Consider the following 24,571-nt stretch of genomic DNA (forward strand, 5'->3'; position numbering starts at 1 on the left):
AAAGGCGACGGAGCGGCGGCGAGGGCCGGAGGCCCGCCGAACCACCATCTCAAAGATCGAAGAGCTGGTCGTCGTCCTCGGGCGGGGGAGGGTAGACGATCGGCTTATCGCCAAAATGTCGCGCCACGACCCGCTTGCGGCGATCCATCGGCTCCTCGCCCGGGTCGATCTCTTCCGGATAGGTGAACGCGACATCGAACCTGCCGTCGCGGATCACATATTCGATCTCCGCCCAACGCTTGTCCGGCGTCTCCGCTTCCCACAGGTCGAGCAGGGCATCGCTGAGACGGTCCAAATCGGGGTCTCGGTACAAGACATGGTTCCCCCGGTCCTTGAAGATGGACGGTGCAACAAAGTTCCTGTCCAGTTCCGCGTATAGCAGTGTCCCGTCGAGCGGATATTCTGTATCTTCCGCAAGCAATTGGCCGATCTTGTTCAGCAGACGCTCGGTCTTATCACTCGGCACGGTCCGCCTCCTGACGTTCGTTGGGGAACTTCAAACTTCGTTGTTCACCATCGATCCAAAACCAGACGTTGATGGCTGCCGGCCGCAGAGATCGTCCATTATAAACCGGCACTATCTTCACCGTGACATGCTTGCCAGCTCGCTTCGCCCGCGCCCATTGCTCTTCGACTGCGCGATATCGACCGCGATTGAATCTCGAGTCTTGGGCGAAGTGATTGAACGCTTCGGTTGGGCCATCGAAGCGGCGCGCGATATAGTGTCCGCCGTCGTCGCTTGACCGGCGATCCTGTCCCCCCGCTTGCGCCTGCGCCGTCCGCGACCGCCGCTGCTCGTCATTGAGCGTCAGAGCGCCGGAGACACGCCGGGTGCGCTGCTGGGCGTCGATCAGATATTCATATCCATTACGAACGACGCGCCGCCAACCCGGCGGGAGCTCGGGCGCTCCGTCACCTGTCTCCCGTTTGACCGGAGTGGCGGCGGCCGGTCTGCCCGGATGCGCGGATTGGCGAACAGGTTGGCGAATCGCACCGCGCGGCGGCTGCGGCCGGCGCTCCGCAGGGACGGCCCAGCTTCCGGTTGCACCGCCGCCGCCGAAGCTTCCGCCACCTCCACGAAAGCGCCTGTCGTCAGGTCCTGGACGTCCGTCACTGCTATTGGAAGGGTGATGATCTCCGCGGCCGAAATAGCGGCCCGTCCCGGCAAAGGTAAACCGCCCGTTTTCTGGATCATGCCAAGGGTTGAACTTAAGTTCGACGCTTCTCAGAGGCGAAGGCCAACGCCCTGTGCGAAGCCAAACGGAGAAAGCCCGTCGCTGCTCTTCCGCAGAGGTGTCCATATTGCCGCTCCCGCTATCAGCGGTGAGAACATATCAGCAACATTCTCCTACAAGTCAAGCGGCTCCGCCCCCGGGCCCGCTCCTCGGAGCAAGCGTGCATCTGCAGCTCGTTCGATTTCAGGCAAATGGTGCGGTCGAGAAGACTCGAACTTCCACGTCCTTTCGGACACAACGACCTCAACGTTGCGCGTCTACCAGTTCCGCCACGACCGCACATTTGAAAAACCCGCCGGAATCGTGCCCGGCGGCCGGTAGGCCCGCGCCTCTAGCAAAGCCGTTCGCCCGACGCAATGCGTCAGTAGAGGAACATCGGCATGCCTTCGACCCGCATCAGCTTGGCGCGGTAGGTTTCGCGATCGTAGAGGCCCGAGACGTCCACGGATTTGGTCCCGTGGAGCAGGGTATCGACGGGCACATGGCAGTAATTGCCGTCTTTTAAAGCCACCATGCGCGCCTTCTCCCCCTTGGCAAGAAGCTGGACGGCGAGGCCACCGAAGGCGAATCCGACCATCCGGTCCATCGCGTCGGGCTCGCCGGCGCGCATCAGATAGGCGAGCTCCTGGTTGACGACGCCGCTGCCGAGGCGGGCGGTCACGGCGCGACCGAGGCGGTGGCCGACACCGACATCGTCCCGCTCGATCGCCGATTTGGAAAGCGCGCCATCGTCATCTTCCTCACCCTTGATCGAGGCGCCTTCAGAGATCACGCACATCGCATAATGGGCAGGGTTCGACGCCTTGTCCTCAGCGAGGAGAGGGATGAGGATGTCGAGATCGGCCGGAACTTCGGCGATGACCGTCCGATCCACCTGGGCGAGGAAGCCGGCCAGCAAGGCGGTCTCGCCGCTGCGCCGCCCGAACAGCTCGACGATGCCGATCCGCTCATGGCTCTCCACGGTGGTGCGAAGTGCGTTGATCGCCTCGACCGAGCGGCTGACGGCGGTGGAAAAGCCGATGCAATAGTCGGTGCCGAACACGTCATTGTCCATCGTCTTCGGAACCGAGATGACCGACATGCCCTGTGCGGCAAGATGGGCGGAGAAGCGCAAGGTCCCGTCGCCGCCCAAAGTCACCATGGCGTCGATTCCCAGCGCATCCAGCACATCGAGGACATGGGCGGTGCTGTCGCCCTGGGAGACGGTGCGAGGGTCGACGCGAGACGTGTGGAGGATGGTGCCGCCCATCCGGTCGATGCCCCGCACGCCTTCGCGGGTCAGGGCGAAGCTGTTGGCGGCGACCGACGCGGGATCGGCGGGATCGATGGCGAGCACGCCTTCCCAGCCGCGCCGGAAGCCGACCACGTCCCAGCCGAGATCGTCGGCGTTGAGAGTGATCGAACGGATGCAGGGATTGAGCCCCGGCACATCGCCGCCTCCGGTCAATATTCCGATCCGCATGCACGCCTCCTTGCTCCGGACCGTCTATCGGCGGCCGGCGCGGTCGACAACCGCAAGGAGCGGGGCTTCAGCGGGGCTGGAAGCTGAGGTTCAGCGCCTTGGCGCCGCGCGGCACGTCGACCTCGGCGCTATTGAAGGTGGCGCTCTGCCGGGGCTGAAGCTCCGGCACCGGCGCCGAAATCGCCCAGCTGTAGACGACGCGGCCTTGGTCGTCCCGCAGCTCGGCCTGGATGCGCGGCACCGGTTGGACCGCGTCGGTCGGGTTGACGATGCGGCCGGAGACGGCGAGCAGCTCATTGCCGCTATCCAGCAGCCGTCTCTCGGGCTTTCCGGTGACTTCCAGCCGCAGCGGCGTTCCGCCTGCCCGGGCGCTGGCCTGGCTGCCGCCGATGCCGGGGAGGCCGAAATAGGATATGGCGGCGACCGCCGAGAGCATCAGGATCGCCGCAATGATGGCAACCACAGTCCACATCCGCGCCGGGTTGCGCCGCGGGGGAGCCTCGACCGGCTGCTCGATGGGTTCGCCGATAAAGTCGGGCGGAGGCGTCACGGCCGGAGAGGGGGCGGGCGCGGCGGCGCGAGCGACGGGCGGCGGCGCGGCCGCCGTCAGCGGTTCGGGCGGCGGGGAGGCGGGTTCCTGGAACCAGCTATGCTTGCAGGCGGCACAGCGAACCTGCCGACCCGTGGGCCCGACCGCGCTGTCCGGGACGACATAGCGGGTATCGCAGGCGGGACAGGTAAGGATCATCGTCTCGTCTAAGGCCCCCGGCTCTGATGCGCCGTCGATTCTAAGCACGTTCGCCCGGCTTCGCGCAAGTAAATGCCGTGTTTACGGGCCCCTATCCGACATGCGATGGCTCGGGAAGAGAGGCGCGGAACAGCGGAGGCGGGTCTGAGCGCGGCGGGGACCATCGTCCAGTTCGAAAATGTCGGCCTGCGTTACGGCACGGGCGCCGAGACGCTGTCCGATCTCAGCTTCACCTTGAAGCCGGGCGGCTTCTATTTTCTCACCGGACCTTCGGGCGCCGGCAAGACCTCGCTGCTGAAGCTCCTCTACCTCGCGCAGCGGCCAAGCCGGGGCCTGATCAGGCTGTTCGGCGAGGACATCGTCACCATGGCGAGGAAGCGCCTGCCGGGCTTTCGCCGACGGATCGGCGTCGTGTTCCAGGATTTCCGCCTCGTCCCGCACCTTTCCGCCTTCGACAATGTCGCGCTGCCGCTGAGGGTGGCGGGGGTCGAGGAAGGCGACCTGCAAAATCCGGTGAGCGAGATGCTCGCTTGGGTGGGCCTCGGCCACCGCGCCACGGCCCGGCCTGCGACCCTTTCGGGCGGGGAGCAGCAGCGCGTTGCCATCGCCCGCGCTGTCATTGCCCGACCCGAGCTGCTGGTCGCCGACGAGCCGACCGGCAACGTCGATCCCGATATGGCGAATCGGCTGCTCCATCTGTTCGACGCGCTCAACAAGCTCGGCACGACCGTCGTGGTTGCAACCCACGACGTGCATCTCATCTCGCGCGTCGCCCGCGCCGAGATTTTGCGCATCGATCGCGGCCAGATCGCCGACCCGACCGGCGCGCTGCGACACCCGCCGCGGGCGGTGGACGCATGAAGGGGGGCGTGCGCCAGTTCGGCACGGCGGACCGGCGCCTGCTGCCCGAGGGCCGGCTGTCGGGGCCGATGCCCTGGGTGATCGCGATCATGATGTTCCTGACGGTGCTCGCCGCCGCCGCCGGGCTGGGCCTCCGCCACGCCGCGGAGACCTTGGGGGAGAATGCCGGCAGCCGGCTCACTGTCCAGATCGTCGAGGCCAATCCCGAACGGCGCGAGGAAGAGGCGGCGCGTGTAACGGCGCTCCTTGAGCGTTTCCCCGGCATCGCCTCTGTTCGCCGTCTCGGCCAGGAGGAGATGGAGGCGCTGCTCGAACCTTGGCTCGGCGAAGGCGGGCTCGATGCGGACCTGCCGGTCCCGGCGATGATCGACGTCGCGCTGGCTCCCGGCGGTGGCCCGCGTCTCGCCGATCTCCGCGCGGCGATAGCCGAGGTCGCGCCCTCGGCCCGCGTCGACGACAACGCCCAATGGCTCGCGCCGCTCGCCCAGCTGATCGACGCCTTGAGGCTGCTGGCGGCGGCGCTGGTGCTTCTGATGGTCGGCGCAACGGCAGCGACGGTCGTGCTGGCGGCGAGGGCCTCGCTCGATACCCACCGGAGCACGATCGAGGTGCTTCACCTGATGGGCGCGACCGACGTGCAGGTCGCCCGCCTGTTCCAGCGGCGGATCGCGCTCGATGCGCTGTTCGGAGGGCTGGTCGGCCTGGCGGCGGCGGCGGCGGTGTTGCTCGCCATTGGCCGCAAGGTGGGCGCGATCGGCTCGGAGCTGCTCGGCTCGGCCGGCCTGCCGCTGGTCAGCTGGCTTATCCTCGCGGCACTCCCGGTCGCCGGGGTTTTTCTCGCCATGTTGGTTGCGCGGGCCACGATCTTGCGGGCATTGGGCCGGCTTCTATGATCAGCCGTCTCTTTTCCGCCGCCCTGCTGCTCTATCTTTTGGGTTATGCGCTGTTCGTCGTGCTGCTGCCGCGTCCAGCGGACGACCGGCAGACCGACGCCATCGTCGTCCTGACCGGCGGGCCCAAGCGCATCGAGCGTGGCCTCGACCTGCTGGAGCGGGGCCGTGCGAAACGGATGCTGATCTCCGGCGTCGCCCGCACGGTGCGGCCGATCGAGCTCGCCGTCCAATATGAAGCCGACGAGGCGCTGTTCGATTGCTGCATCGATCTCGGCCGCGAATCCGTCGACACCCGGTCCAACGCCTCGGAAACCGGCCGCTGGCTCGAAAAGCACGGCTTCAAGACGGTGCGGCTGGTGACGACCGACTGGCACTTGCCGCGCGCCGGGTTCGAGCTGTCGCGGCAGGTGCCGGACGGCGTCGACCTGATCGGCGACGCTGTGGAGAGCAACCCCAGCTTCCACCAGCTCTTCACCGAATATAACAAATATCTGCTGCGCCGCGCGGCGGTGTTCGTCGGGCTCTGATGAGCGCGCTGCGGTCGGCGCTGTTCGCGCTCTTCTTCTATCCGGGGACGGCCGGCGCCGTGTTCCTGGCTTTCCCAGCCGCCCTGCTCGGACGCGAGGCGGTTATTCGCGTCACCTATGGCTGGGCGCGGTGGCATCGCTGGTGCGCCGCCTGGCTGCTCGGCGTCCGCGTCCGTATCGAGGGCAGGCCGCCGCGCGGCGCCGCTCTCGTCGCGGCCAAGCACCAGTCGATGTTCGAGACCATCGAGATGCTGCTCTGGCTGGACCGGCCCGCCGTCGTGCTGAAGCGCGAGCTCGCCGACCTGCCCGGCTGGGGCTGGGTGGCACGGCGCTATGGCGTCATCCCCGTCGACCGCGCGGGCGGCGCGGCGGCGCTGAGGCGCATGCTAAAGGCGGCCCAGGCGGCGATCGCCGAAGGCCGCCCGATCCTGATCTTCCCCGAGGGCACGCGCGTCGCCCCTGGCGAGCAACCGCCGCTCCAGCCGGGATTCGCCGGCCTCTACCGCTCGCTCGGCTTGCCGGTCGTGCCGGTGGCCCTCGACAGCGGCCGCATCTGGCCGAAGCATCGCTTCATCAAGCGATCGGGGACGGTCACCGTCCGTTTCCTCAAGCCCATCTCGCCCGGCCTATCGCGTCCGGAAATAGAAGGGGCGGTCCACGCCGCGATCAACGAGCTCGACCGCTAGTCGCGGAGCCGAGCCCCCGCTTTCTCCGCCGCCGCGACGATGCGGCCGGAGATTGCCTCCAGCTCTTCATGACTGAAGCTCTTGTCGCCCGGCTGGAGCACGACCTCGACGGCGAGCGACTTCTGTCCATCCGGCACGCCTTGCCCGGTGAAGACGTCGAAAAGGCTGACATCGGTGATCGTCGCCTTGTCGGCGCCGCGAATCGCGCGGAGCAGCGCATCCGCCTTGGTCTCCGACGGCACCAGGAAGGCGAAGTCGCGCTTCACCGCCTGGAGCGGCGGCGGCGCATAGGCTGGCCGCATGCGGCCGCTGCCGCCGCGCCTTTGTGGGATGGCGTCAAGGTAGATTTCCGCGGCGACGATCGGACCGTCGAGATCGAACGCCTTGAGCGTCGCCGGATGCAGCTCGCCAAACTCGGCCAGCGCAGTCTTCGGCCCAAGGCAGAGGCGGGCGGAGCGGCCCGGGTGATAGACGGCGGCGGCGCCGTCCAGTGCCTGGAGATTGTCGACGGGCGCTCCCGCGGCGGCGAGCAGGGCCAGCGCCTCGGCCTTGGCGTCATAGGCGGTGAAAGGCTCCGCCTTGCCGCGGCTCCAGTGACGCGGCGCCCGCTCTCCGGCGAGAACGACGCCGACGGTCGGGTGCTCACGATTGCCCAGATAGCGACGACCGACCTCGAACAGGCGCACGCTCGTCTGTCCCCGGTCGAGATTGCGCCGCGCGGCGGCGAGCAGGCCAGGGAGCAGCGACGGCCGCATCGCCTTCAGCTCCTCGCTGATCGGATTGTCGAGGATGCAGGCGCTGCCGCCGAACGGCTCGGCCTCCGCTTCGCTGACGAAGCTCCAGGTGACGGCCTCGTTGAGCCCGCGCGCGGCCGCGGCGCGGCGGACGCGGCGCTCGACCAGCTGCTCGGGCGTGGCGGTCGGCCTGGCCACGCCCGGCACGCGCGGCAGCGGCGTCGACGGCACCCGGTCGATGCCTTCGATGCGGATGATCTCCTCGACGATATCGGCCGATCCGATGACGTCACGACGCCATGACGGCACGTCGATCTCCCACGGATCGCCATGCTCGAACGTGAAGCCGAGGCCGAGCAGAATGTCCTTCTGGCGCTCCTGGGGCACGTCGAGGCCGCCCAGTTCCCCGCAATGTTCGGGGCGATATTCGACGACCCGCTGCTCGGTCGGCGGCGAACCGGCGCGGACGACGTCCGACGCCTCGCCCCCGACCAGGTCGAGCGCCATCCGCGTCGCGAGCTCGAGCCCCGCATCGAGGAAGGCTGGATCGACTCCCCGTTCGAAGCGGGTGCGGGCGTCCGAGGTGAGCGCGAGCTGCTGGCCGGTGCGGGCGATGCCCTCCGGGTCGAAATAGGCGCATTCGATGACGACGTCGGTGGTGTCGTCGGTCGCGCCGGTATCCTCGCCGCCCATGATGCCGCCGATATCGTGGACGCCGGCATCGTCGGCGATCACCGTCATCGAGCTGTCGAGCCGATAGGTCTTGCCGTTGAGCGCCAGCATGGTCTCGCCGTCCTTCGCCTTGCGGGCGACGATCGGCCCTTTGAGCTTGGCGAGATCGTAGACGTGCAGGGGGCGGCCGTAGCTCAGCATGATATAGTTGGTCATGTCGACCAGCCCGCTGATCGGTCGCTGGCCGACCGCCTTCAGCCTTTGCTGCAGCCACTCGGGCGAGGGGCCGTTTTTGACGCCCCGAATGACGCGTCCGTAGAAGGCGGGGCAGCCCTCGGGATCGTCGGTGCGGATTTCGATCGGGCAGGGGAAACTCCCCGCGATCGCCTTCGCCTCGACGGGTTTCAGCGTGCCGAGGCCGGCGGCGGCGAGGTCGCGGGCGATGCCATGGACGCCCATGCAGTCCTGGCGGTTGGGCGTGATCGCGACGTCGATCACCGGATCGTCGAGCCCGCGCCACTCGGCGAAGCCGGCGCCGACCGGCGCGTCGGCCGGCAGCTCGATGATGCCGTCATGCTCCTCGCCCAGCTCCAGCTCGCGCACCGAGCACATCATGCCGCGCGATTCGACGCCGCGAATGGCGGCGACCTTCAAGGTGAGGTCGCTCCCCGGCACATAGGCGCCGGGGCCGCCGAACACACCCTTCAGGCCCGCGCGCGCATTGGGCGCGCCGCAGACGACCTGCACCGGCTCGCCGCTGCCCGTGTTGACGGTCAGCACCTGCAGCTTGTCCGCCTGCGGATGGCGCTCCGCCGTCAGCACTTCGGCGACGACGAACGGCGCCAGCTTTTCGGCCGGATTCTCCACCCCCTCGACCTCGAGACCGATACGGGTCAGCGTCTCGACGATATCCGCGAGGCTCGCATCCGTCTCAAGATGCTCCTTCAGCCAGCTTAAGGTAAATTTCATAATCCGAACCCGTTCGTCCCGAGCGAAGTCGAGGGGCGTGTGTGATGAGTCCGTGCCAGCGCCCCTCGACTACGCGCGAGACGAACGCCGGAGTGGTTCAGGTATGAGATCGCGCTCACGCCCCTACGCCTCCGCTCAAGGTGGGCACGTCGAGGCTCGAAAAGCCGTAGTGCCGGAGCCATCTGAGGTCGCCGTCGAAGAAGGCGCGAAGGTCGTCCATGCCATATTTGAGCATGGCGAGCCGGTCGATGCCGCAGCCGAAGGCGAAGCCCTGCCACTCATCGGGGTCGAGCCCGCAGGCCGCGATCACGCGCGGATGGACCATGCCGGACCCCAGCACTTCCATCCAGCCGTCGGACCCTCCGACGACGCGCCGTCCATTCTGGACGGTGTAGCCGACATCGACCTCGGCCGACGGCTCGGTGAAGGGGAAATAGCTGGGACGTAGGCGGAGCACGATGTCGTCGCGTTCGAAAAAAGCCTTGAGGAAGGTCTCCAACGTCCATTTGAGATGGCCGAGGTGAGTGCCCCGGTCGATGACGAGTCCCTCCACTTGGTGGAACATCGGCGTGTGTGTGGCATCGCTGTCGGAGCGATAGGTGCGCCCGGGCGCGATGATGCGCAGCGGTGGCTTTTCCGCCTGCATCGTCCTGATCTGGACGGGCGAGGTGTGGGTCCGGAGCAGCATCCGCTTGCCGTCCCGGTCCTTGTCGGCGCCGAAGTAGAAGGTGTCGTGCATCGCCCGAGCCGGATGGCTCTCGGGGATGTTGAGCGCAGTGAAATTGTGCCAGTCGTCCTCGATCTCCGGCCCGGTGGCGACCGAGAAGCCGAGATCGGCGAAGATTTCGGCCAGCTCGTCCATCACCTGACTGACCGGATGGACGCTGCCCTGTTCGCCCGTCGGCATAGGCAAGGTCATGTCGAGCGTCTCGGTGGCGAGCTTGCGCTCCAGCTCCGCCGCCTCCAGCGCCGCCTTGCGCGCGCCGATCGCCTCGGTCACCGCTTCGCGCAGCGCGTGGATGCGCGGACCCTCGCTCTGCCGTTCCTCGGGCGTCATGCCGCCCAGAGTCTTGAGGAGCCCGGTCACCGCCCCCTGCTTGCCGAGCGCCGCGACGCGCTCAGCCTCAAGGCTCGCTAGGTCGGGCGCGGCCGCGATTCGGGCCCGCCATTCGCCGGTCAGGGAGTCAAAGTCGGACATGCGCCGCCCTTAGAGGAGAATGAAGCCGAAATGGAACCCCCGGCGCTATCTCCGCGTCTCCCGACCATGAGGTGAGGGTAAGCATGAGCGACTGGCCGGAGCTGAGCGAGGAACGGGACGGACCGACGATCAAGGCCCTCCACCTCTACGCCCAGATTGCGGGCAAGGTCGCAACGGCCGTGCTGCCCTGGCGCAATCATGGCTGGCACGTCACCCTCCACGTCGGCCCGCGTGGATATCGCACCGAGCCGATCCACGCCGCCGCCGGCCCGTTCGAGCTGGAATTCGACCTCGTCGGCCACCGTTTCCTAATGAACATGCCGGACCGGGATCGGGCCGGCTTCGCGCTGGAGCCGATGACGGTGGCCGCCTTCTACGAACGCGTTCTCAGCCTGCTGAGCGAGGCCGGCCATATCATCCCCATCCATGCCGCGCCCAACGAAGTGGACCCCGCCACTCCCTTCATGGCCGATCGTGCGGCCCGCCCCTACGACCGCGACAGCGTCGATCGGTTGCGGCGGGCGCTGGTCTCGGCGGATCGGGTGCTGCGGCTGTTCCGGTCGGCTTTCCTCGGCAAGGTCAGCCCGGTGCACCTCTTCTGGGGCAGCTTCGATCTCGCCGTCACGCGCTTCTCGGGCCGGCGAGCGCCGCTTCACCCTGGCGGCATACCGAACCTTCCCGACGACGTGACTCGCGAGGCCTACAGCCATGAAGTGTCGAGCGCCGGCTTCTGGCCGGGCGGTGCCGGCGCGGCGGGCGGTCCCTTCTTCTATTCCTATGCCTATCCGGCACCCGACGGCTTCGCCGAGGCGCGGATTCGGCCTGAAGCGGCTCATTACGACAAGGCGCTGGGCGAATTCGTCCTCCCTTATGAAGCGGTTCGGACCGGCAGGGAGCCCGATGAGGTGCTGCTGGCCTTTCTTGAAAGCAGCTATGCCGCCGCTGCGGATCTCGGCGCCTGGGACAGGGAGGCGCTGGAGTGCGAGCAGGGTCAGCCCGGCATTCCCCGCGCCGTTCAGCCGCCGAGGAACGGATAGGGAGAGATCGTCTTCTGCATTTCGCTCACCGCCAGGGTCCGCCCCGCCGGCGCGGCGGCGCGCTGGGGGCAGCGGATGCGAGGGCAGATCGCGCAGGCGGGGCCAATCGGCGTCACGCAGGGGGCGCCAAGGTCGAGGCCGTCCGAATAGGCGATCCGCCGCGCATATTTGAGGTCGCAGCCGAGGCCGATCGCGAGCTGGCTCGATTCCCGCGGGTCCAGCCGCACGGCCCGGTCCACCGTACGGCTGATGGTGAAGAATCGCTGCCCGTCCGGCGTCTCCACCACCTGGGTTGCGACGCGGCCCGGCGTCTGGAAGACGGCGTGGAGGTTCCAGCGCGGGCAGGTGCCGCCGAAGCGGGAGAAGGGGAAACTCTCGCCGGCGAAGCGCTTGGAGATGTTGCCGGCGGCATCGACCCTGAGCATGAAGAAAGGAACCCCCCGCGCGCCGCTGTGGCCGAGGGTAGTGAGGCGGTGGGCGACCTGCTCGACGCTGGCGCCGAACTCGGCGCAGAGCCTGTCGACGTCGTAGCGGTGCCGTTCGGCGGCGGCGAGGAAGGGCTCGTAGGGCATCATGATCGCGCCCGCCGCATAATTGGCGAGGCTCATGTGGAGCAGGCGCCGCGTCGGCGCGTCCGGGGGCGCGGCGCTGTCGAGCATCTTCGCCAGCAGCGGCCTGAACTCGAACAGCGCCACCTGATAGGCGATGCCGAAGGTCCGGCTCTCCGGCCTCAGCAGCGCCGAGAGCATCAGGCGCTTGCGGTGATGGTCATAATGCTGGCTGGCGGCGTCGAGCAGTTCGGGCGGAACGATGCGGCTGTCGATGCCGAACCCCTCGCGGAGTCGCCGGCGAAGGCCGTCGAAGATGTCGGCCGGGCCGCCGAGCGCGCCGGCCAGCGTCTCCGCCGCTTCCTCCAGATAGGGAAAATAGTTGCGCTGGGCCTGGATATAGTCGCGCACCCAGCCCTCAGGCGCGATCAGCGGCGCTCGCTCCTCATCCTCCCGCGGCGCCTGCCGCCGCTGCGCGAGGGCGGCGTAAAGGCGGGCGATGGCGTCGGCGACCGAAGGTGCGTTGTCGGCGACTTCGAGCAATTCGTAGCGCGGAATGCCGATGTCGGCGAACATCGGGTCGGCGAAGATCTCGGCCAGCGCGTCCACGCTGGTGCCTTCGCCCTCGGCGGTGAAGCCCTTGAGGTCGACGTCATAGGCTTCGGCCAGCTTCAGCAGCACGCCGGCGGTCAGCGGCCGCTGGTTGCGTTCCAGATGATTGAGGTAGCTCGGGCTGATCGAGAGCTCGGCCGCCATCGCGCTCTGGTTGAGCCCCAGCTCCCGTCGCAGGCGGCGGAGTCGTCCTCCGAGATAGAGTTTGCCCTGCGTCGCCATTCGGTAGAAACATTGTCAAATCTATACAGCAGTCGCAAGACGCATCGTGACAGAGCGACCCTTTTCCTGCTGCAGCCGGCGGCGTTCTGGTGTTCCTTGGCCTGACCTTATCCTGACTCTTGGAAGCGCCGATGACCGACTTCGCCGACTTCGTCCCCGCCCCCGCCGGCCGATTCGCTGGCATCGAAAGGCCCTACACGACTGCCGATGTCGAACGCCTCCGCGGGTCGCTGCCGATCGAGCACACGCTCGCCCGCCTCGGCGCGATCCGCCTCTGGCAGCTGCTGAAGACCGAGGATTATGTGCAGGCGCTGGGCGCCCTCTCCGGCAACCAAGCGATGCAGATGGTCCGCGCGGGTCTCAAGGCCATTTATCTCTCGGGCTGGCAGGTCGCCGCCGACGCCAACACCGCCGGCGCCATGTATCCCGATCAGTCGCTCTATCCCGCCAATGCCGGGCCCGAGCTCTGCCGCCGCATCAACCGCACCCTGCAGCGCGCCGACCAGATCGAACATATGGAAGGCGGCACCAAGCACGACTGGTTCGCCCCGATCGTCGCGGACGCCGAGGCCGGCTTCGGCGGGCCCTTGAACTGCTTCGAGATCATGAAGGCCTATATCGAAGCCGGCGCCGCGGGCGTTCATTTCGAGGACCAGCTCGCCAGCGAGAAGAAGTGCGGCCATCTGGGCGGCAAGGTGCTGATCCCGACCCAGGCCCATATCCGCAACTTGAGCGCCGCCCGCCTCGCCGCCGACGTCTGCGGAGTCCCCACCGTTCTTATCGCCCGCACCGACGCCGAGAGCGCGAAGCTCATCACGTCCGACGTCGACGCGCGCGATCACGAGTTCCTGACCGGGGAGCGCACGCCGGAAGGCTTCTTCCGCCTCAAGGAAGGGACCGGCGTCGATCATTGCATCAAGCGCGGCATCGCCTTCGCGCCCTATGCCGATCTCCTCTGGTGGGAGACCAGCCACCCGAATCTCGAGGACGCCAGGCGCTTCGCCGAGGCCGTCCAGAAGGCGCATCCCGGCAAGATGATGGCCTATAATTGCTCGCCGAGTTTCAACTGGGAAGCGAAGCTCGACAAGGATACAATCGCCAGGTTCCAGCGGGAGCTCGGTGCGATGGGCTACAAGTTCCAGTTCGTGACCCTCGCCGGTTTCCATCAGCTCAATCACGGCATGTTCGAGTTGGCGCGCGGCTACAAGGACCGCGGCATGGCCGCTTACTCAGAACTCCAGCAGGCGGAATTCGCCAGCGAGGCGGCGGGCTATACCGCGACCCGCCACCAGCGCGAGGTCGGCACCGGCTATTTCGATCTCGTCGCCCAGACGGTGGCGGGCGGCACCGCCTCGACCACCGCGCTCGCCGAATCGACCGAGGCCGAACAGTTCATCACCGCCGTCGCGGCCGAATGAGGAGACCCGCCATGATCAAACGCTATTGGGTGATCGGGGGCGAATATGAGGATGCGGCCTTCGGCCATCTCATCCCAGGCACGGAGACGATGTCCGGCCCGTTCGACGACGAGCACAAGGCCCGCACCGAATGGACCCGCCTCAGCTGCTGCCCGGAAAAGAGCCGCTGCGCCACGATCCGCTATTCGATCGCGGCCGAGACGCTGCACTGATCCGTCACCTCGGCCGCCGGATGATCCCCGCTCATGCTGAGGAGGGGCCGAGCTTGTCGAGGACCCGTCTCGAAGCACACCAAATCCTTCGAGACACCGCTTCGACAGGCTCAGCGCCCCTCAGGATGAGCGGTTGGTGACTCTACAAAAAAAGGCGCGGAGAGTTTCCCCTCCGCGCCTTTCTGATATCGGTCGCAGGCGCGATCAGGCCTGGGCCGGAAGCGCCTTGCGGGCCTGGGCGACGATGCCCTTGAAGGCCTCGCCCTCGTGCATCGCGATGTCGGCCAGGACCTTGCGGTCGAGATCGACGCCGGCGAGCTTGAGGCCGTGCATGAACTGGCCGTAGGTGAGACCCTCGGCGCGGACCGCGGCATTGATGCGCTGGATCCAAAGGGCGCGGAAGCTCCGCTTCTTCACCTTGCGGTCGCGATAGGCGTACTGGCCAGCCTTCTCGACGGCCTGGCGGGCGATGCGGATCGTGTTCTTGCGACGGCCGTAATAGCCCTTCGCCTGATCCAGAAGCCTCTTATGCTTGGTGCGCGTGGTCGTGCCGCGCTTGATGCGTGCCATGGCTCAAATACTCCTTAGTTCAGGCCGTACGGCGCCCAGAGTTTCACCGTCTTGGAGTCGGCGTCGCTGAGCACGGTGGTGCCGCGGTTCTGGCGGATATATTTGGCGTTGTGGCTGATGAGGCGGTGACGCTTGCCGGCGACGCCGTGCTTCACCTTGCCGGTGGCGGTGAGCTTGAAGCGCTTCTTCACACCGCTCTTGGTCTTGAGCTTGGGCATTTTGTCTCCTTTGCGCTTTCGCGACGTTTAAGAACGGCCACGGCAGCCCTTGATCAGCCGGGCAGTTCGTTTCTTCCAAAGCTGGAAAGAGCGCGGCCTATAGAGCGGCAGCGCGCCCAAGGCAAGCAGGTCGGAGGCCGGCGACCGCGACTTACCACGGAATCGTCTCGCCCCGATAGTCGAGGAAGGCGCCGCTCCGGTCGGGCCCCAGCGCCTCGATCACTTGGCGCAGGCCCGCCACGCTTTCCTCCGGCGTGATCAGCGCGTTGGGTCCGCCCATGTCGGTCTGCACCCAGCCCGGGTGGAGCACGGCGACGGGGACGCGGCCCTTCCAGTCGATGGCAAGGCTCCGCCACGCGGCATTCAGCGCCGCCTTGGACGATCGATAGACGATAGAGCCGCCGGACGTGTTGTCGGCGATGCTTCCCATCTTGCTGGTGAGGGCGACGATCTTGCCGCCCGCGCGCTCGACGCGGTCGACCAGGATCCGGGCCAGCCAGGTCGGCGCTATGCAGTTCACCGCGAAGCTGTGGAGCCATCGCTGCGGGTCCGGCTCTCCCCAGTCGCCCACGCCGGCGTTGCAGATGAGGAGGTCGAGCGTCTCCGCACCCAGCCCATCGGCGAACGCCTCGACCGCCTTCCAGTCGGTGACGTCAAGCCGCTGGATGCGGACGTCTCCCTCGATGGCGGCGAGTTCCCGGGCGGCGTCCGGGTTGCGACAGGTGGCGATCACACTCCAACCATCGCCGGCATATTGGCGCGCGAATTCGAGACCGAGGCCGCGATTGGCGCCGGTCAGCAGGACGGTCGGCATGGCAGGTCTCCTCCTAGTCGAAGAGGCTGGAGACCGAGCTCTCGTCGGCGATGCGGCGAATCGCTTCGGCCAGCAGCGGGGCTATGGTGAGGACGCGGATCTTGTCCGTCGCCTGGGCGGCTTCCTGAGTCGCGCCGATGGAGTCGGTGATGACCAGCTCCTTCAGCGCCGATTTCTCGACCCGCGGCACCGCGGCGCCCGAAAGGACGCCGTGGGTGCAATAGGCGACGACGTCCTCCGCACCCGCTTCCTTCAGGGCGCCGGCGGCGTTGCAGAGGGTGCCAGCCGAATCGACGATGTCGTCGACCAGGATGCAGAAACGTCCGGAAACCTCGCCGATGATGTTCATGACTTCCGATTCGCCGGGCCGCTCGCGGCGCTTGTCGACGATGGCGAGCGGAGCATTGTCGAGGCGCTTGGCCAGCGCCCGGGCGCGAACCACGCCGCCGACGTCCGGCGACACGACCGTGATCGGCTTGCCGGCGAAGCGCGCCTGTATGTCGGCCGACATGACCGGCGCCGCGTAGAGATTGTCGGTCGGGATATCGAAGAAGCCCTGGATCTGCCCGGCATGGAGATCGATCGACAGGACTCGGTCCGCCCCGGCCTTGGCGATGAGGTTGGCAACCAGCTTGGCCGAGATCGGGGTGCGCGGGCCGGGCTTCCGGTCCTGCCGCGCGTAGCCGAAATAGGGAATGACGGCCGTGATCCGCTTCGCCGACGCACGCTTCAGCGCGTCGATGCAGATCAGGAGCTCCATCAGATTATCGTTCGCCGGATACGAGGTCGACTGGACGACGAACACGTCCTCGCCGCGCACATTCTCATGGATTTCGACGAACACTTCCTCGTCGGCGAAGCGGCGCACGGCCGCGTCGGTGATCGGCAGTTCGAGATAGGAGGCGATGTCCTTCACCAGCGGAAGGTTCGAATTGCCCGACATCAATTTCATTGCGAAGGTTCCCCGTAAGCAGCCGCCGACCCTCCCCATAAAGCGGGATGCCTTGATGGCAAGGGGCGTTGCCGCGCAGGACCGCCTTCAATAGAGGCGGAACCATGACCGTCACCACCCGCTTTGCCCCGGCTCCGACCGGCCGCCTTCATGTCGGCAATATCCGGACGGCGCTCCACAATTGGCTCTGGGCGCGGAAGAATGGCGGCCGGTTCATCCTTCGCCTCGACGACACGGATGCCGAGCGGTCCACGGTGGAAAATGCCGAGGCCATCGTCGCGGATCTGGCCTGGCTCGGCCTCGCGCCCGACGAGACGTTTCGACAGTCGGATCGGTTCGACCGCTATGACGCGGCGCTGGAGCGGCTGCTGTCCGCCGGGCGCGTCTATCCGGCCTACGAGACAGCGCAGGAACTGGATCTCAAGCGCAAGGTGCTGTTGGGACGGGGCAAGCCGCCGGTCTACGATCGCGCGGCGCTAAGCCTGACGGCCGATCATGTCGCAAAGCTCGAGGCGGAAGGGCGGCGGCCGCATTGGCGCTTCAAGCTCGATCATGACGCCGCCATCGAATGGCACGACCTCATCCGGGGCCCGCAGCAGTTCGATCCGGCGCTGCTCTCCGACCCCGTCATCCGGCGCGAGGACGGACGCTGGCTCTACATGCTGCCGAGCACCGTCGACGATATCGAGATGGGCGTGACCCATGTCGTGCGCGGCGAGGACCATGTCACCAACACGGCGCTGCAGATCCAGATGTTCGAGGCGCTGGGCGCCGCGCCGCCCGCCTTCGCGCATGAGGCGCTGCTGGTCGGCTCGGAGGGCAAGCTTTCCAAGCGGCTGGGCTCGCTCGGCGTGGAGGCGATGCGCGAGGCGGGGATCGAGCCCGCGGCGCTGGTCTCCAAGCTGGCGCGGATCGGCACCAGCCTCCCGGTCGAGCCGGTGACCACGATCGCGCCGCTGATCGAGAGCTTCGACTTCGCAAGTTTCGGCCGTGCGCCGGCCCGGTTCGACATGGAGGAGCTCGCCGCGCTCAACGCGCGCATCGTCCATCAGCTCGATCATGGCGCGGTGAAGGATCGCATCCCGCCGGGCATGGGCGAGGAGGCGTGGGCGGTCATCCGCCCCAATCTCCAGCGCCTCGCCGAGGCGGCCGACTGGTGGCATATCGTCGAGGGCCCGGTGACCCATCGTGCCGCGGAGGACGACCGGGCGTTTCTGGCCCTCGCGGCGGAGATCGCCGGGGGAATCGACTGGAGCGAGGCGCCCTGGAAGGCCCTGACCGGCGCCCTCAAGCAGCGCAGCGGCCGTTCCGGAAAGGCGCTGTTCCTGCCGTTGCGCCAGGCTCTGACGGGGCGCGACAGCGGACCGGAGATGGCGCCTCTGCTGGCGCTGATCGGCAAGGAGCAGAGCGTCGCCCGTTTGCGGGCGGCGGCCGCCTGAGGCGCCTTAGCGCGGGGCGGCGAGCAGGGCCGTCAGCAGATAGGCGAGGATCGCCATCGGCCCGAGCAAAAGGGTGATGAGGACCAGCGTCACACGGACGAGAAGCGGATCGACATCCACCCACTTTGCGAAGCCGGCGCAGACGCCCAGCCACGTCGCATTGCTTTTGTCGAGGGCATAGCGGCTGTTCATGCGAGGGTCCTTTAAATCCTTTTTTCGAGGCGGTCGGTCGGTCAGATGAACTGACCGACCGGGCCGACGGCGGCGGTGACGAAAAGGGTGGTGGCGAAGAGCGCGCCGATGATGGAAGCGGCGAACTGCTGAAGGTTGGCGTGGGTCATTTCGTGTCTCCTGAACCTGATCCCGGACCATCCGGCGATCATGCCAACTCAAGTGCATGGAGCGTGCCAAACGCTATTTTCTGCGGAATGGCTGGAAAATTCCTTTTAAAGCTACCGCTGCAGTCGCGCTTGAGCCCTTAAGTTCGGCATTTTTCGCCAATCATTAGCAGAATTCAAAATGGAGGCTCTGCGCAGGGCTGTTCGTTTCCGGACGATGGGCGCGGCGATTGTCCGCTCGTGGGTTGCGGCGCGGCCAGGGCCTGCTTAGCTTTCAGCCAAAAGAAAGGACGACCCGATGGCCGAACCCATGCTGTGCCCTGTCGATCGCACGCCGCTGGTGATGAGCGAGCGGCAGAATATCGAGATCGACTATTGTCCCACCTGCCGTGGCGTCTGGCTGGACCGGGGCGAACTCGACAAGATCATCGAACGAAGCGCCGCAAGCAGCGCTCCGCCCCGCGCCTCTGACCCGCCGCATCACGGCCAGGCGCCGCGGCCGGGCTTCGGCGGGGGCTATGGCTCCGGCTACGATCAGCCCTACCGCAAGCGCAAGAAGAGCTTCCTCGAAGAGCTTTTCGATTGATGGTGCTCGCCGCCGCCGATGCGGATGGGCGGCCGCCATGCCATAGCTTGGAGCGATGACAAAGCCCGCGCTCTCGACGATCGGCTATGAAGGCAGGACGATCGCCGAATTCATGGATGCCTTGCGATCCGCGGACGTGGAGCTGGTGATCGACGTCCGCGCGGTGGCGGCATCCAGGCGGCCGGGCTTTTCCAAGACCGCGCTCGCCGCCGGGCTGCGCGAACAGGGCATCGACTATCTGCATCTTCGCCCGCTCGGCACCCCGAGGGCGGGGCGGGAGGCGGCCCGCAAGGGGCGTATCGCCGAGATGCGCGCCATCTACGAAGAGCAGCTGGCGACGCCTGAGGCGGCGCTGGCCATGGAGCAGGCGCTTGGCGAGGCGGAAGCGCGCCGCGCGGCGCTGCTGTGCTACGAGGCGGACGCCGCCGGCTGCCATCGCACCCTGGTCGCCGAGCGGCTGGTGGAGCGAGGCGGCTTCGAGGTACGAAACCTCTGACGCTTCAGCGAGGGCGCCGTTCGAGATAGAGATAGGCCGGATCGAAATCGGCCACCCGGCTCAGCCCGTCCCAGTCGTGGACCGATACCTCGCCGTTCCTGAAGGTCAGCAGCTTGTCGTCGCGGAGCTTCTTCAGCATTCGATTGACGTGAACGGCGGTGAGGCCCGTCGCATCGGCGAGGTCCATCTGGGTGATGGGCAGCGGATAGCGGCCGTCATGGACGGCTCCGATGACGTCCATCCGCACGAACAGCTCGCATAGAAGATGGGCGACGCGGCCGAGCGCCGATCGCCGCCCGATCGACAATATCCATTCCCGGTGGATGGCGGCGTCCAGCAGGGTCGAGAACCAGAGCAGGCGCGCCAGATGCGGATGCTCCTCCGTCACCCGCTTCAGCCGGTCGTGCGGAACGATCGCGATGCGGACCCGCGTCAAGGATCGGATATTATGTTCGAGGCGCTTCAATGGGAAGCTGTGCAGGTCGACGAAGTCGCCGGCAAGATGCAGCTCCAGTATCTGCCGCTGCCCGCCATGCAGGTCCTTGTAGCGGCAGACCATGCCGGCCACGAGAAGGTTGCACTCGCTGAGCGACACGCCCTGGCGGACGATGATCTGGCCGGCACCGACCTCCTTCACCTCTGCGACCGTGCCGGCGAGCGTCTCTGTCTCCTCGTCGGACATAACGTCCCTCGCGCGGAGCTTTCGAACCAGACCTTGGATAGCGTCTTTGGGGTCGGTCGGGATGCTCACCGCCTCTCACCGGTGCGGGCCGTCGCTATGCCGGCAGCCGCCAGCTCTGCTCCGATCCGCCCGGTAAGCCAAAGCCACCACATCCTGAAATCCGCTCGCAGCGACCAGAGCGGGTAGGTGAACGTCGCCGGCCGGTTCCGCTCGATCGCGGCGTGGCTGGCCCAGGCGAAGGCATAGCCGGCGAGGGGCATGGCCAGGAGCAGCCACCATCGGCCAGTCAGCAGCGCCGCGATCGCCAGCAGGACGACCAGGGATGTTCCCACATAATGAAAGGCGCGCGTGCGGGGCTTCGAATGCTCCTGCAGGTAGAAGGGCCAGAATTCGGCGAAGCTCTTATGAACGCGCATTGATCCTCTCCGTGCGAGCGGGAATGAGATGCCCGGCGAGCAGCCCGCCGACGAGGGGTGCGATCACGGCCGCGATCTGCATCCACACCGGATGCGGGATCATCATGACGTTGACGATTCCGGCAACGGCGACCAGCGCGGCAATCAGCCAGGCCGCCCACCAGCGGCCGCAGATGCGCTTGGCGACGTAGCCGCCGGCCAGCGCCCCGCTAAACCAGGCGAACACGACGATGAGCTTGGCGGCGACGGGCATGACCTGGACCGGCTGGCCGACGCTCTCCGGATCCCGCAAGGCGAGGTCGTCGGGAAGAGCGAAGGCCAGATGGCCGACCGTCTCGATCAGCATGATGACGGCAACGGCGGCCGCAGCGCCCGCGACGATGCCGCCGATGATCCGCACCATTAAACGCCCCTGCGCTGTTGCGACCGGAGCCCTATAGCACAATCGAGGCCGGAACGAACCTTCAGCCGCCGACGACGGTGCCGCCGTTCGGGTGGAGCACCTGGCCCGACATATAGCTCGCATCCTCGCAGGCCAGGAACAGGAAGCTCGGCGCGACCTCGTTGGGCTGGCCGGGGCGGCCCATCGGCGTGTTCTTGCCGAAATCCTTCATCTTCTCCGGCTTCTGGCCGCCGAACGGGTTGAGCGGAGTCCAGATCGGCCCCGGCGCGACCGCGTTCACGCGAATGCCGTCGCCGACGAGATTCTCCGACAGCGAGCGGGTGAAGGCGGTGATCGCGCCCTTGGTGCTCGAATAGTCGAGCAGCTGCTTCGAGCCCTGATACATGGTGATCGACGTGCAGTTGATGATCGCCGCGCCTTTCTTGAGATGCGGCCGCGCCGCCTGCGTCATGAAGAACATGCCGAAGATGTTGGTCTGGAAGGTGCGGCGCAGCTGCTGCTCGGTGATGTCGGTGATGTCATCGTCCGGATGCTGCTCGCCGGCATTGTTGACGAGGATGTCGAGGCCGCCGAGCGTCTCTACCGCCTCGGCGACGGCGCGGTCGCAAAAATCCTTTTCGCCGATATCGCCGGCGATAGTGATGGCCTTTCTGCCTTCCTTCTCGACGATCTCCTTCGTCTTGGCCGCATCGTCATGTTCGCACAGGTAAAGGATGGCGATGTCCGCCCCTTCTCGCGCGAAGAGCGCCGCCACGGCGCGGCCAATGCCGCTATCGGCGCCGGTGATGAGGGCGACCTTGTCCTGAAGGCGCCCCGAGCCGGGATAGCGCGGCTCCCAATCCGGCTTCGGCTCCAGCTCGCTTTCGTGGCCCGGAAGCTGGTCTTCGTGGATCATGTCGATCGTGTTGCCGTCGGACATGGTGCTGCTCCTTCGCGAATGGGCGCTCGGGAGAGAAACAGGCGCGTTCGGCGGTGGTTCCTCACATGGCGGCGGAGTCGTGCCGTCCTTCGTCTAACGGCCCCGATCATTTGTCGAAAAATCCGGTGTGGCGGTAGACATCCGGGGCCTTGCGTGCTTTGCAGCCCTAACACAGCATGTTCAGGAGTGGGGGTGACGCGTGCGGCATCGGGGGACTTGGCTCGTCACGAGCGTTGCGATGGCCGCAGCGCCTGCACTCGCGCAGCAGGAAAGCGGCGATGCGCCTCCGCCAGTCGCCAGCGCGCCCGCTACGACCCAGGGCGCGCGGAGCTATACGCCCCAGGACTTCGCCCGCTTCTCGCCGCGGACCGCGCTCGACATGCTGCGCCAGGTGCCGGGCTTTACCATCCAGGCGCAGGACCAGGAGCGCCGCGGCCTCGGCCAGGCGACGGGGAACGTGCTGATCAACGGCCAGCGTTTTTCGGGCAAATCGAACGACGTGGTGACGGAACTCGGCCGCATCTCGGCGGCGAACGTCACCCGGATCGACATCGTCGACGGCGCCACCTTGAGCGTTCCCGGCCTCTCCGGCCAGGTCGCCAACATCATCACCGCCTCGACGGGCGTCAGCGGTTCGTTCGCCTGGCGGCCGCAGATCCGCGCGCGCCGGACGGAGGCGCGCCTCACCAATGGCGAGTTCTCGGTCAGCGGCAAAGCGGGCGGCTGGGACTATACGGCAAGCTTCGCCAACGACAGCTTCCGCAACGGCAATGCCGGTCCCGAGATCGTGTTCACCCCGGACCGCACGATCATCGACCGGCGCGACGAGGTGCTCTACGCCTATGGCGAGCAGCCGCGGATCAGCGGCAGTCTCAAGCGCGAGACGGATGGCGGCTCGATCCTGAACCTCAATGCCGCCGCCGGGCTCTTCTACCAGGATATCGACGAGAAATCGCTGCGCAGCGGCCTCGGCCAACCCGACCGCGACCGGCGCCTGCACGAGCAGGAGCGGGAGTGGAATTACGAGCTGGGCGGCGATTATGAGTTCGATCTCGGCGACGGCCGCCTGAAGCTGATCGGCCTTCGCCGCTTCGAGCATAGCCCCTTCGAGCAGGAGCTGCTGATCGACTTCGCCGACGGACGCCCGCGCCAGGGCGACCGGTTCGAGCAGATCGCCGACGAGGCCGAGACGATCGGACGCGGCGAATATCGCTGGAATGCTGGCGGCGCCGACTGGCAGGTCTCCGGCGAGGGCGCACTCAACATCCTCGACATCGAGAACAGGCTCTTCGCCCTGAACCCGGCGGGGGACTGGGTTGCCGTGGCTTTCCCCAACTCCGTCGCCACGGTGAAGGAGAAGCGGGCCGAGGCGGCGCTCAGCTACGGCCGTCCGCTGAGCCCGAACCTTACGCTCCAGACATCGGTTGGAGCCGAATATTCGATCCTCAGCCAGTCGGGCGAGGCGGGCCTTACCCGCAAGTTCGTCCGCCCCAAGGGCTTCGTCTCCCTGGCCTGGAAGGCGTCTCCGCTGCTCGATGTCAGCGCCAAGCTGGAGCGCGAGGTGGGGCAGCTCAACTTCTTCGACTTCGTCGCTTCGGCCAATGTCAGCGGCGGCACCACCAATGCCGGCAACGTCAACCTGGTCCCGCAGCAGAGCTGGACCGTGGAGCTGGAGGCGACGCGCAACCTCGCGGCCTGGGGAACGGCGACGGCAAGGCTCTACGGCAGCCGCATCACCGATATCGTCGACATCGTTCCGATCGGCGAGACCGGACAGGCGCCGGGCAATCTCGACAGCGCCACTCGATACGGCGTGCAGTGGACAAGCACGTTCAATTTCGACCCGATCGGCTGGAAGGGCGCGAAGATCGATCTCGACCTTCAGTTCGAGAAGACCCGGCTGGAGGACCCGCTGACCGGCCTCTTCCGCCAGATCAACGAGAACGCCTATCGCCAGATCGCGATCAATTTCCGCCACGACGTGCCGCAGACCGATTGGGCCTATGGCTGGGGCATCGATCATTTCGCGCAGACGCCCGGCTTCCGGCTCGACCAGAAGTTCCAGTTCTCCAATACGCCCGGCAATGTGGGCGTCTTCGTCGAGAATAAGGACGTGATGGGCCTGACGGTGCGGGGCAGCGTCGACAACATCCTCGGCACCAACGAGGCATTCGATCGCAGCTTCTACGACGGTCGGCGGACCAATGGGCTGTTGTTCACAGAAAGCCGCGACCGCTTCTATGGTCCCGTCTTCACCGTCGCGATCAGCGGGAATATTTAGCGGCGCATCGTAACGGCACCGCGTGCGTTAGATTTGCACGGGGCCTTTGCGGAGCGTGGCGCGCCGGAAATCGGGCTCGCGCTGCGGTTCGGGCAGGTCCACCTCTTGGGGCAGAATCTTGTAGGAGACCGCCTGGTCGCCCGGCTGGCACTGGGCGACGACGACCGGATAGGCCAGATCGCTGTGGTGGTTGACGGCATCCGGGGTGGCTTCGGTGCAGGCCTCGATGCTCTCATACATCTGCTCGGTCACGCCGACGGGCTCGCAGGCGGCGTCGGCTTCGCCGCAGCCAAGTATCGCCATCACGTAAAATGCCGGGCCCATCATCGCCTCCGCTCCATCGGCTGACCAACCTTTGGAGGACATCGCGGTTCCTGATGTTTCGCCTCCATAACTTGGTCGGCGCGTGGGGCATGCCTATTT

At 66.8% G+C, this 24,571-nt stretch carries 28 protein-coding genes and 1 tRNA gene; 11 read left to right on the plus strand and 18 right to left on the minus strand.

All coding sequences use genetic code 11. The features are described 5' to 3' along the window. Positions 1-49: 49 nt before the first annotated feature. The 5 genes from DF286_RS06295 to DF286_RS06315 form a co-directional block, all read right to left on the minus strand. Positions 50-466 carry a hypothetical protein gene (locus DF286_RS06295; RefSeq protein WP_109270656.1) on the minus strand — a complete coding sequence of 139 codons (417 nt, stop codon included), beginning with the start codon at positions 464-466 and terminating at the stop codon, positions 50-52. Further along, positions 456-1,301 (minus strand): DNA/RNA non-specific endonuclease, encoded by an 846-nt coding sequence (locus tag DF286_RS15380; RefSeq protein WP_243444744.1) that lies wholly within the window; start codon positions 1,299-1,301, stop codon positions 456-458. Before DF286_RS15380 ends, DF286_RS06295 begins: the two co-directional genes overlap by 11 nt. Before the next feature lie 126 nt (positions 1,302-1,427). After that, positions 1,428-1,514: transfer RNA gene (locus tag DF286_RS06305), tRNA-Leu, on the minus strand. Between the two features lie 82 nt (positions 1,515-1,596). Next, positions 1,597-2,697 (minus strand): 6-phosphofructokinase, encoded by a 1,101-nt coding sequence (locus DF286_RS06310; RefSeq protein WP_109270657.1) that lies wholly within the window; start codon positions 2,695-2,697, stop codon positions 1,597-1,599. Between the two features lie 67 nt (positions 2,698-2,764). After that, complete coding sequence (locus tag DF286_RS06315) at positions 2,765-3,445, minus strand: zinc-ribbon domain-containing protein (protein WP_109270658.1); 681 nt, start codon at positions 3,443-3,445, stop codon at positions 2,765-2,767. A 105-nt stretch (positions 3,446-3,550) separates the two neighbouring features. Here DF286_RS06315 and ftsE point away from each other — a divergent pair, with 105 nt between their 5' ends. Genes ftsE through DF286_RS06335 form a run of 4 tightly spaced genes read left to right on the plus strand, consistent with a single transcriptional unit; the run spans position 3,551 to position 6,412 of the window. After that, positions 3,551-4,306 carry a cell division ATP-binding protein FtsE gene (gene ftsE / locus DF286_RS06320; RefSeq protein WP_109270659.1) on the plus strand — a complete coding sequence of 252 codons (756 nt, stop codon included), beginning with the start codon at positions 3,551-3,553 and terminating at the stop codon, positions 4,304-4,306. Next, positions 4,303-5,199 (plus strand): cell division protein FtsX, encoded by an 897-nt coding sequence (locus DF286_RS06325; protein WP_109270660.1) that lies wholly within the window; start codon positions 4,303-4,305, stop codon positions 5,197-5,199. The genes ftsE and DF286_RS06325 overlap by 4 nt, the downstream gene beginning before the upstream one ends. Further along, positions 5,196-5,726 carry a YdcF family protein gene (locus tag DF286_RS06330; RefSeq protein ID WP_109270661.1) on the plus strand — a complete coding sequence of 177 codons (531 nt, stop codon included), beginning with the start codon at positions 5,196-5,198 and terminating at the stop codon, positions 5,724-5,726. Before DF286_RS06325 ends, DF286_RS06330 begins: the two co-directional genes overlap by 4 nt. Next, a complete protein-coding gene (locus tag DF286_RS06335; protein WP_109270662.1) occupies positions 5,726-6,412 on the plus strand; it encodes a lysophospholipid acyltransferase family protein in 687 nt (228 codons plus the stop codon). The genes DF286_RS06330 and DF286_RS06335 overlap by 1 nt, the downstream gene beginning before the upstream one ends. Here the strand turns inward: DF286_RS06335 and pheT are convergent. Both pheT and pheS read right to left on the minus strand, forming a co-directional pair. Continuing rightward, complete coding sequence (gene pheT, locus DF286_RS06340; RefSeq protein WP_109270663.1) at positions 6,409-8,787, minus strand: phenylalanine--tRNA ligase subunit beta; 2,379 nt, start codon at positions 8,785-8,787, stop codon at positions 6,409-6,411. The genes DF286_RS06335 and pheT overlap by 4 nt on opposite strands. Positions 8,788-8,902: 115 nt before the next feature. Next, the gene (pheS, locus tag DF286_RS06345; RefSeq protein WP_109270664.1) at positions 8,903-9,985 is read right to left on the minus strand and encodes a phenylalanine--tRNA ligase subunit alpha; all 1,083 of its coding nucleotides are present in this window, start codon (positions 9,983-9,985) and stop codon (positions 8,903-8,905) included. Positions 9,986-10,068: 83 nt separating this feature from the next. On the opposite strand from pheS, the gene DF286_RS06350 reads away from it, so the two are divergent. Continuing rightward, the gene (locus tag DF286_RS06350; RefSeq protein ID WP_109270665.1) at positions 10,069-11,022 is read left to right on the plus strand and encodes a DUF5996 family protein; all 954 of its coding nucleotides are present in this window, start codon (positions 10,069-10,071) and stop codon (positions 11,020-11,022) included. Here the strand turns inward: DF286_RS06350 and DF286_RS06355 are convergent. Beyond that, complete coding sequence (locus DF286_RS06355; RefSeq protein ID WP_109270666.1) at positions 11,001-12,404, minus strand: helix-turn-helix domain-containing protein; 1,404 nt, start codon at positions 12,402-12,404, stop codon at positions 11,001-11,003. The genes DF286_RS06350 and DF286_RS06355 overlap by 22 nt on opposite strands. A 131-nt stretch (positions 12,405-12,535) precedes the next feature. Between DF286_RS06355 and aceA the strand changes: the two genes are divergently transcribed. Then, on the plus strand, positions 12,536-13,822 hold the full coding sequence (aceA, locus tag DF286_RS06360; RefSeq protein WP_109270667.1) for an isocitrate lyase: 1,287 nt from the start codon (positions 12,536-12,538) through the stop codon (positions 13,820-13,822). Between the two features lie 11 nt (positions 13,823-13,833). Further along, complete coding sequence (locus tag DF286_RS06365; RefSeq protein WP_109270668.1) at positions 13,834-14,034, plus strand: DUF4170 domain-containing protein; 201 nt, start codon at positions 13,834-13,836, stop codon at positions 14,032-14,034. A gap of 204 nt (positions 14,035-14,238) precedes the next feature. Here DF286_RS06365 and rplT read toward each other — a convergent pair whose 3' ends face one another. From rplT to DF286_RS06385, 4 genes are all read right to left on the minus strand, one after another. Continuing rightward, positions 14,239-14,604 (minus strand): 50S ribosomal protein L20, encoded by a 366-nt coding sequence (rplT, locus tag DF286_RS06370; protein ID WP_109270669.1) that lies wholly within the window; start codon positions 14,602-14,604, stop codon positions 14,239-14,241. Between the two features lie 14 nt (positions 14,605-14,618). Continuing rightward, positions 14,619-14,822, minus strand: coding sequence for a 50S ribosomal protein L35 (rpmI, locus tag DF286_RS06375; protein WP_109270670.1), 204 nt, complete (start codon positions 14,820-14,822; stop codon positions 14,619-14,621). Positions 14,823-14,973: 151 nt separating this feature from the next. Beyond that, positions 14,974-15,636 carry an SDR family oxidoreductase gene (locus tag DF286_RS06380; RefSeq protein ID WP_109270671.1) on the minus strand — a complete coding sequence of 221 codons (663 nt, stop codon included), beginning with the start codon at positions 15,634-15,636 and terminating at the stop codon, positions 14,974-14,976. Positions 15,637-15,649: 13 nt separating this feature from the next. Then, a complete protein-coding gene (locus DF286_RS06385) occupies positions 15,650-16,588 on the minus strand; it encodes a ribose-phosphate pyrophosphokinase (RefSeq protein ID WP_109270672.1) in 939 nt (312 codons plus the stop codon). Positions 16,589-16,692: 104 nt separating this feature from the next. Between DF286_RS06385 and gltX the strand changes: the two genes are divergently transcribed. Next, positions 16,693-18,027, plus strand: a complete 1,335-nt coding sequence (gene gltX / locus DF286_RS06390; protein WP_109270673.1) for a glutamate--tRNA ligase — start codon at positions 16,693-16,695, stop codon at positions 18,025-18,027. A 6-nt stretch (positions 18,028-18,033) separates the two neighbouring features. On the opposite strand, the gene DF286_RS06395 is transcribed toward gltX, so the two are convergent. Continuing rightward, positions 18,034-18,219, minus strand: coding sequence for a PspC domain-containing protein (locus DF286_RS06395; protein WP_109270674.1), 186 nt, complete (start codon positions 18,217-18,219; stop codon positions 18,034-18,036). A 444-nt stretch (positions 18,220-18,663) separates the two neighbouring features. Between DF286_RS06395 and DF286_RS06400 the strand changes: the two genes are divergently transcribed. Both DF286_RS06400 and DF286_RS06405 read left to right on the plus strand, forming a co-directional pair. Beyond that, positions 18,664-18,951: a TFIIB-type zinc ribbon-containing protein gene (locus DF286_RS06400; protein ID WP_243444745.1), complete on the plus strand. Its 288-nt coding sequence runs from the start codon at positions 18,664-18,666 to the stop codon at positions 18,949-18,951. 55 nt (positions 18,952-19,006) lie between these two features. Then, entirely contained in the window at positions 19,007-19,447 is a 441-nt protein-coding gene (locus DF286_RS06405) for a DUF488 domain-containing protein (protein WP_109270675.1), read from the plus strand. A gap of 4 nt (positions 19,448-19,451) precedes the next feature. Here the strand turns inward: DF286_RS06405 and DF286_RS06410 are convergent, their stop codons facing one another. The 4 genes from DF286_RS06410 to DF286_RS06425 all read right to left on the minus strand — a co-directional run bounded on the left by DF286_RS06410 (position 19,452) and on the right by DF286_RS06425 (position 21,867). Further along, on the minus strand, positions 19,452-20,129 hold the full coding sequence (locus tag DF286_RS06410) for a Crp/Fnr family transcriptional regulator (protein WP_109270676.1): 678 nt from the start codon (positions 20,127-20,129) through the stop codon (positions 19,452-19,454). Between the two features lie 65 nt (positions 20,130-20,194). Continuing rightward, positions 20,195-20,545, minus strand: coding sequence for an Mpo1-like protein (locus tag DF286_RS06415; RefSeq protein ID WP_109270677.1), 351 nt, complete (start codon positions 20,543-20,545; stop codon positions 20,195-20,197). Next, positions 20,532-20,948, minus strand: coding sequence for a hypothetical protein (locus DF286_RS06420; RefSeq protein WP_109270678.1), 417 nt, complete (start codon positions 20,946-20,948; stop codon positions 20,532-20,534). The genes DF286_RS06415 and DF286_RS06420 overlap by 14 nt, the downstream gene beginning before the upstream one ends. Positions 20,949-21,009: 61 nt before the next feature. Continuing rightward, positions 21,010-21,867, minus strand: a complete 858-nt coding sequence (locus tag DF286_RS06425; RefSeq protein ID WP_109270679.1) for an SDR family oxidoreductase — start codon at positions 21,865-21,867, stop codon at positions 21,010-21,012. Between the two features lie 238 nt (positions 21,868-22,105). Between DF286_RS06425 and DF286_RS06430 the strand changes: the two genes are divergently transcribed. After that, complete coding sequence (locus tag DF286_RS06430) at positions 22,106-24,148, plus strand: TonB-dependent receptor plug domain-containing protein (protein WP_109270680.1); 2,043 nt, start codon at positions 22,106-22,108, stop codon at positions 24,146-24,148. 27 nt (positions 24,149-24,175) lie between these two features. Here DF286_RS06430 and DF286_RS06435 read toward each other — a convergent pair whose 3' ends face one another. After that, a complete protein-coding gene (locus DF286_RS06435) occupies positions 24,176-24,514 on the minus strand; it encodes a hypothetical protein (protein ID WP_146193572.1) in 339 nt (112 codons plus the stop codon). Positions 24,515-24,571: the final 57 nt, after the last annotated feature.

The organism is Sphingosinicella humi (assembly GCF_003129465.1).
Classification (GTDB): domain Bacteria; phylum Pseudomonadota; class Alphaproteobacteria; order Sphingomonadales; family Sphingomonadaceae; genus Allosphingosinicella; species Allosphingosinicella humi.

Excerpts from the sequence above, each read along its gene's own strand:
- DF286_RS06350 (WP_109270665.1), top strand. The coding sequence starts at position 10,069 with ATGAGCGACTGGCCGGAGCTGAGCGAGGAACGGGACGGACCGACGATC.
- DF286_RS15380 (WP_243444744.1), bottom strand. The coding sequence starts at position 1,301 with ATGGACACCTCTGCGGAAGAGCAGCGACGGGCTTTCTCCGTTTGGCTT.
- ftsE (WP_109270659.1), top strand. The coding sequence starts at position 3,551 with ATGGCTCGGGAAGAGAGGCGCGGAACAGCGGAGGCGGGTCTGAGCGCG.
- DF286_RS06405 (WP_109270675.1), top strand. The coding sequence starts at position 19,007 with ATGACAAAGCCCGCGCTCTCGACGATCGGCTATGAAGGCAGGACGATC.
- DF286_RS06335 (WP_109270662.1), top strand. The coding sequence starts at position 5,726 with ATGAGCGCGCTGCGGTCGGCGCTGTTCGCGCTCTTCTTCTATCCGGGG.
- rpmI (WP_109270670.1), bottom strand. The coding sequence starts at position 14,822 with ATGCCCAAGCTCAAGACCAAGAGCGGTGTGAAGAAGCGCTTCAAGCTC.
- gltX (WP_109270673.1), top strand. The coding sequence starts at position 16,693 with ATGACCGTCACCACCCGCTTTGCCCCGGCTCCGACCGGCCGCCTTCAT.
- DF286_RS06310 (WP_109270657.1), bottom strand. The coding sequence starts at position 2,697 with ATGCGGATCGGAATATTGACCGGAGGCGGCGATGTGCCGGGGCTCAAT.
- DF286_RS06410 (WP_109270676.1), bottom strand. The coding sequence starts at position 20,129 with ATGTCCGACGAGGAGACAGAGACGCTCGCCGGCACGGTCGCAGAGGTG.
- DF286_RS06365 (WP_109270668.1), top strand. The coding sequence starts at position 13,834 with ATGATCAAACGCTATTGGGTGATCGGGGGCGAATATGAGGATGCGGCC.
- DF286_RS06355 (WP_109270666.1), bottom strand. The coding sequence starts at position 12,404 with ATGGCGACGCAGGGCAAACTCTATCTCGGAGGACGACTCCGCCGCCTG.
- DF286_RS06430 (WP_109270680.1), top strand. The coding sequence starts at position 22,106 with ATGGCCGCAGCGCCTGCACTCGCGCAGCAGGAAAGCGGCGATGCGCCT.
- DF286_RS06325 (WP_109270660.1), top strand. The coding sequence starts at position 4,303 with ATGAAGGGGGGCGTGCGCCAGTTCGGCACGGCGGACCGGCGCCTGCTG.
- rplT (WP_109270669.1), bottom strand. The coding sequence starts at position 14,604 with ATGGCACGCATCAAGCGCGGCACGACCACGCGCACCAAGCATAAGAGG.
- DF286_RS06435 (WP_146193572.1), bottom strand. The coding sequence starts at position 24,514 with ATGTCCTCCAAAGGTTGGTCAGCCGATGGAGCGGAGGCGATGATGGGC.
- DF286_RS06400 (WP_243444745.1), top strand. The coding sequence starts at position 18,664 with ATGGCCGAACCCATGCTGTGCCCTGTCGATCGCACGCCGCTGGTGATG.
- DF286_RS06425 (WP_109270679.1), bottom strand. The coding sequence starts at position 21,867 with ATGTCCGACGGCAACACGATCGACATGATCCACGAAGACCAGCTTCCG.
- DF286_RS06385 (WP_109270672.1), bottom strand. The coding sequence starts at position 16,588 with ATGAAATTGATGTCGGGCAATTCGAACCTTCCGCTGGTGAAGGACATC.
- DF286_RS06395 (WP_109270674.1), bottom strand. The coding sequence starts at position 18,219 with ATGAACAGCCGCTATGCCCTCGACAAAAGCAATGCGACGTGGCTGGGC.
- aceA (WP_109270667.1), top strand. The coding sequence starts at position 12,536 with ATGACCGACTTCGCCGACTTCGTCCCCGCCCCCGCCGGCCGATTCGCT.
- DF286_RS06415 (WP_109270677.1), bottom strand. The coding sequence starts at position 20,545 with ATGCGCGTTCATAAGAGCTTCGCCGAATTCTGGCCCTTCTACCTGCAG.
- DF286_RS06330 (WP_109270661.1), top strand. The coding sequence starts at position 5,196 with ATGATCAGCCGTCTCTTTTCCGCCGCCCTGCTGCTCTATCTTTTGGGT.
- pheT (WP_109270663.1), bottom strand. The coding sequence starts at position 8,787 with ATGAAATTTACCTTAAGCTGGCTGAAGGAGCATCTTGAGACGGATGCG.
- DF286_RS06420 (WP_109270678.1), bottom strand. The coding sequence starts at position 20,948 with ATGGTGCGGATCATCGGCGGCATCGTCGCGGGCGCTGCGGCCGCCGTT.
- DF286_RS06315 (WP_109270658.1), bottom strand. The coding sequence starts at position 3,445 with ATGATCCTTACCTGTCCCGCCTGCGATACCCGCTATGTCGTCCCGGAC.
- pheS (WP_109270664.1), bottom strand. The coding sequence starts at position 9,985 with ATGTCCGACTTTGACTCCCTGACCGGCGAATGGCGGGCCCGAATCGCG.
- DF286_RS06380 (WP_109270671.1), bottom strand. The coding sequence starts at position 15,636 with ATGCCGACCGTCCTGCTGACCGGCGCCAATCGCGGCCTCGGTCTCGAA.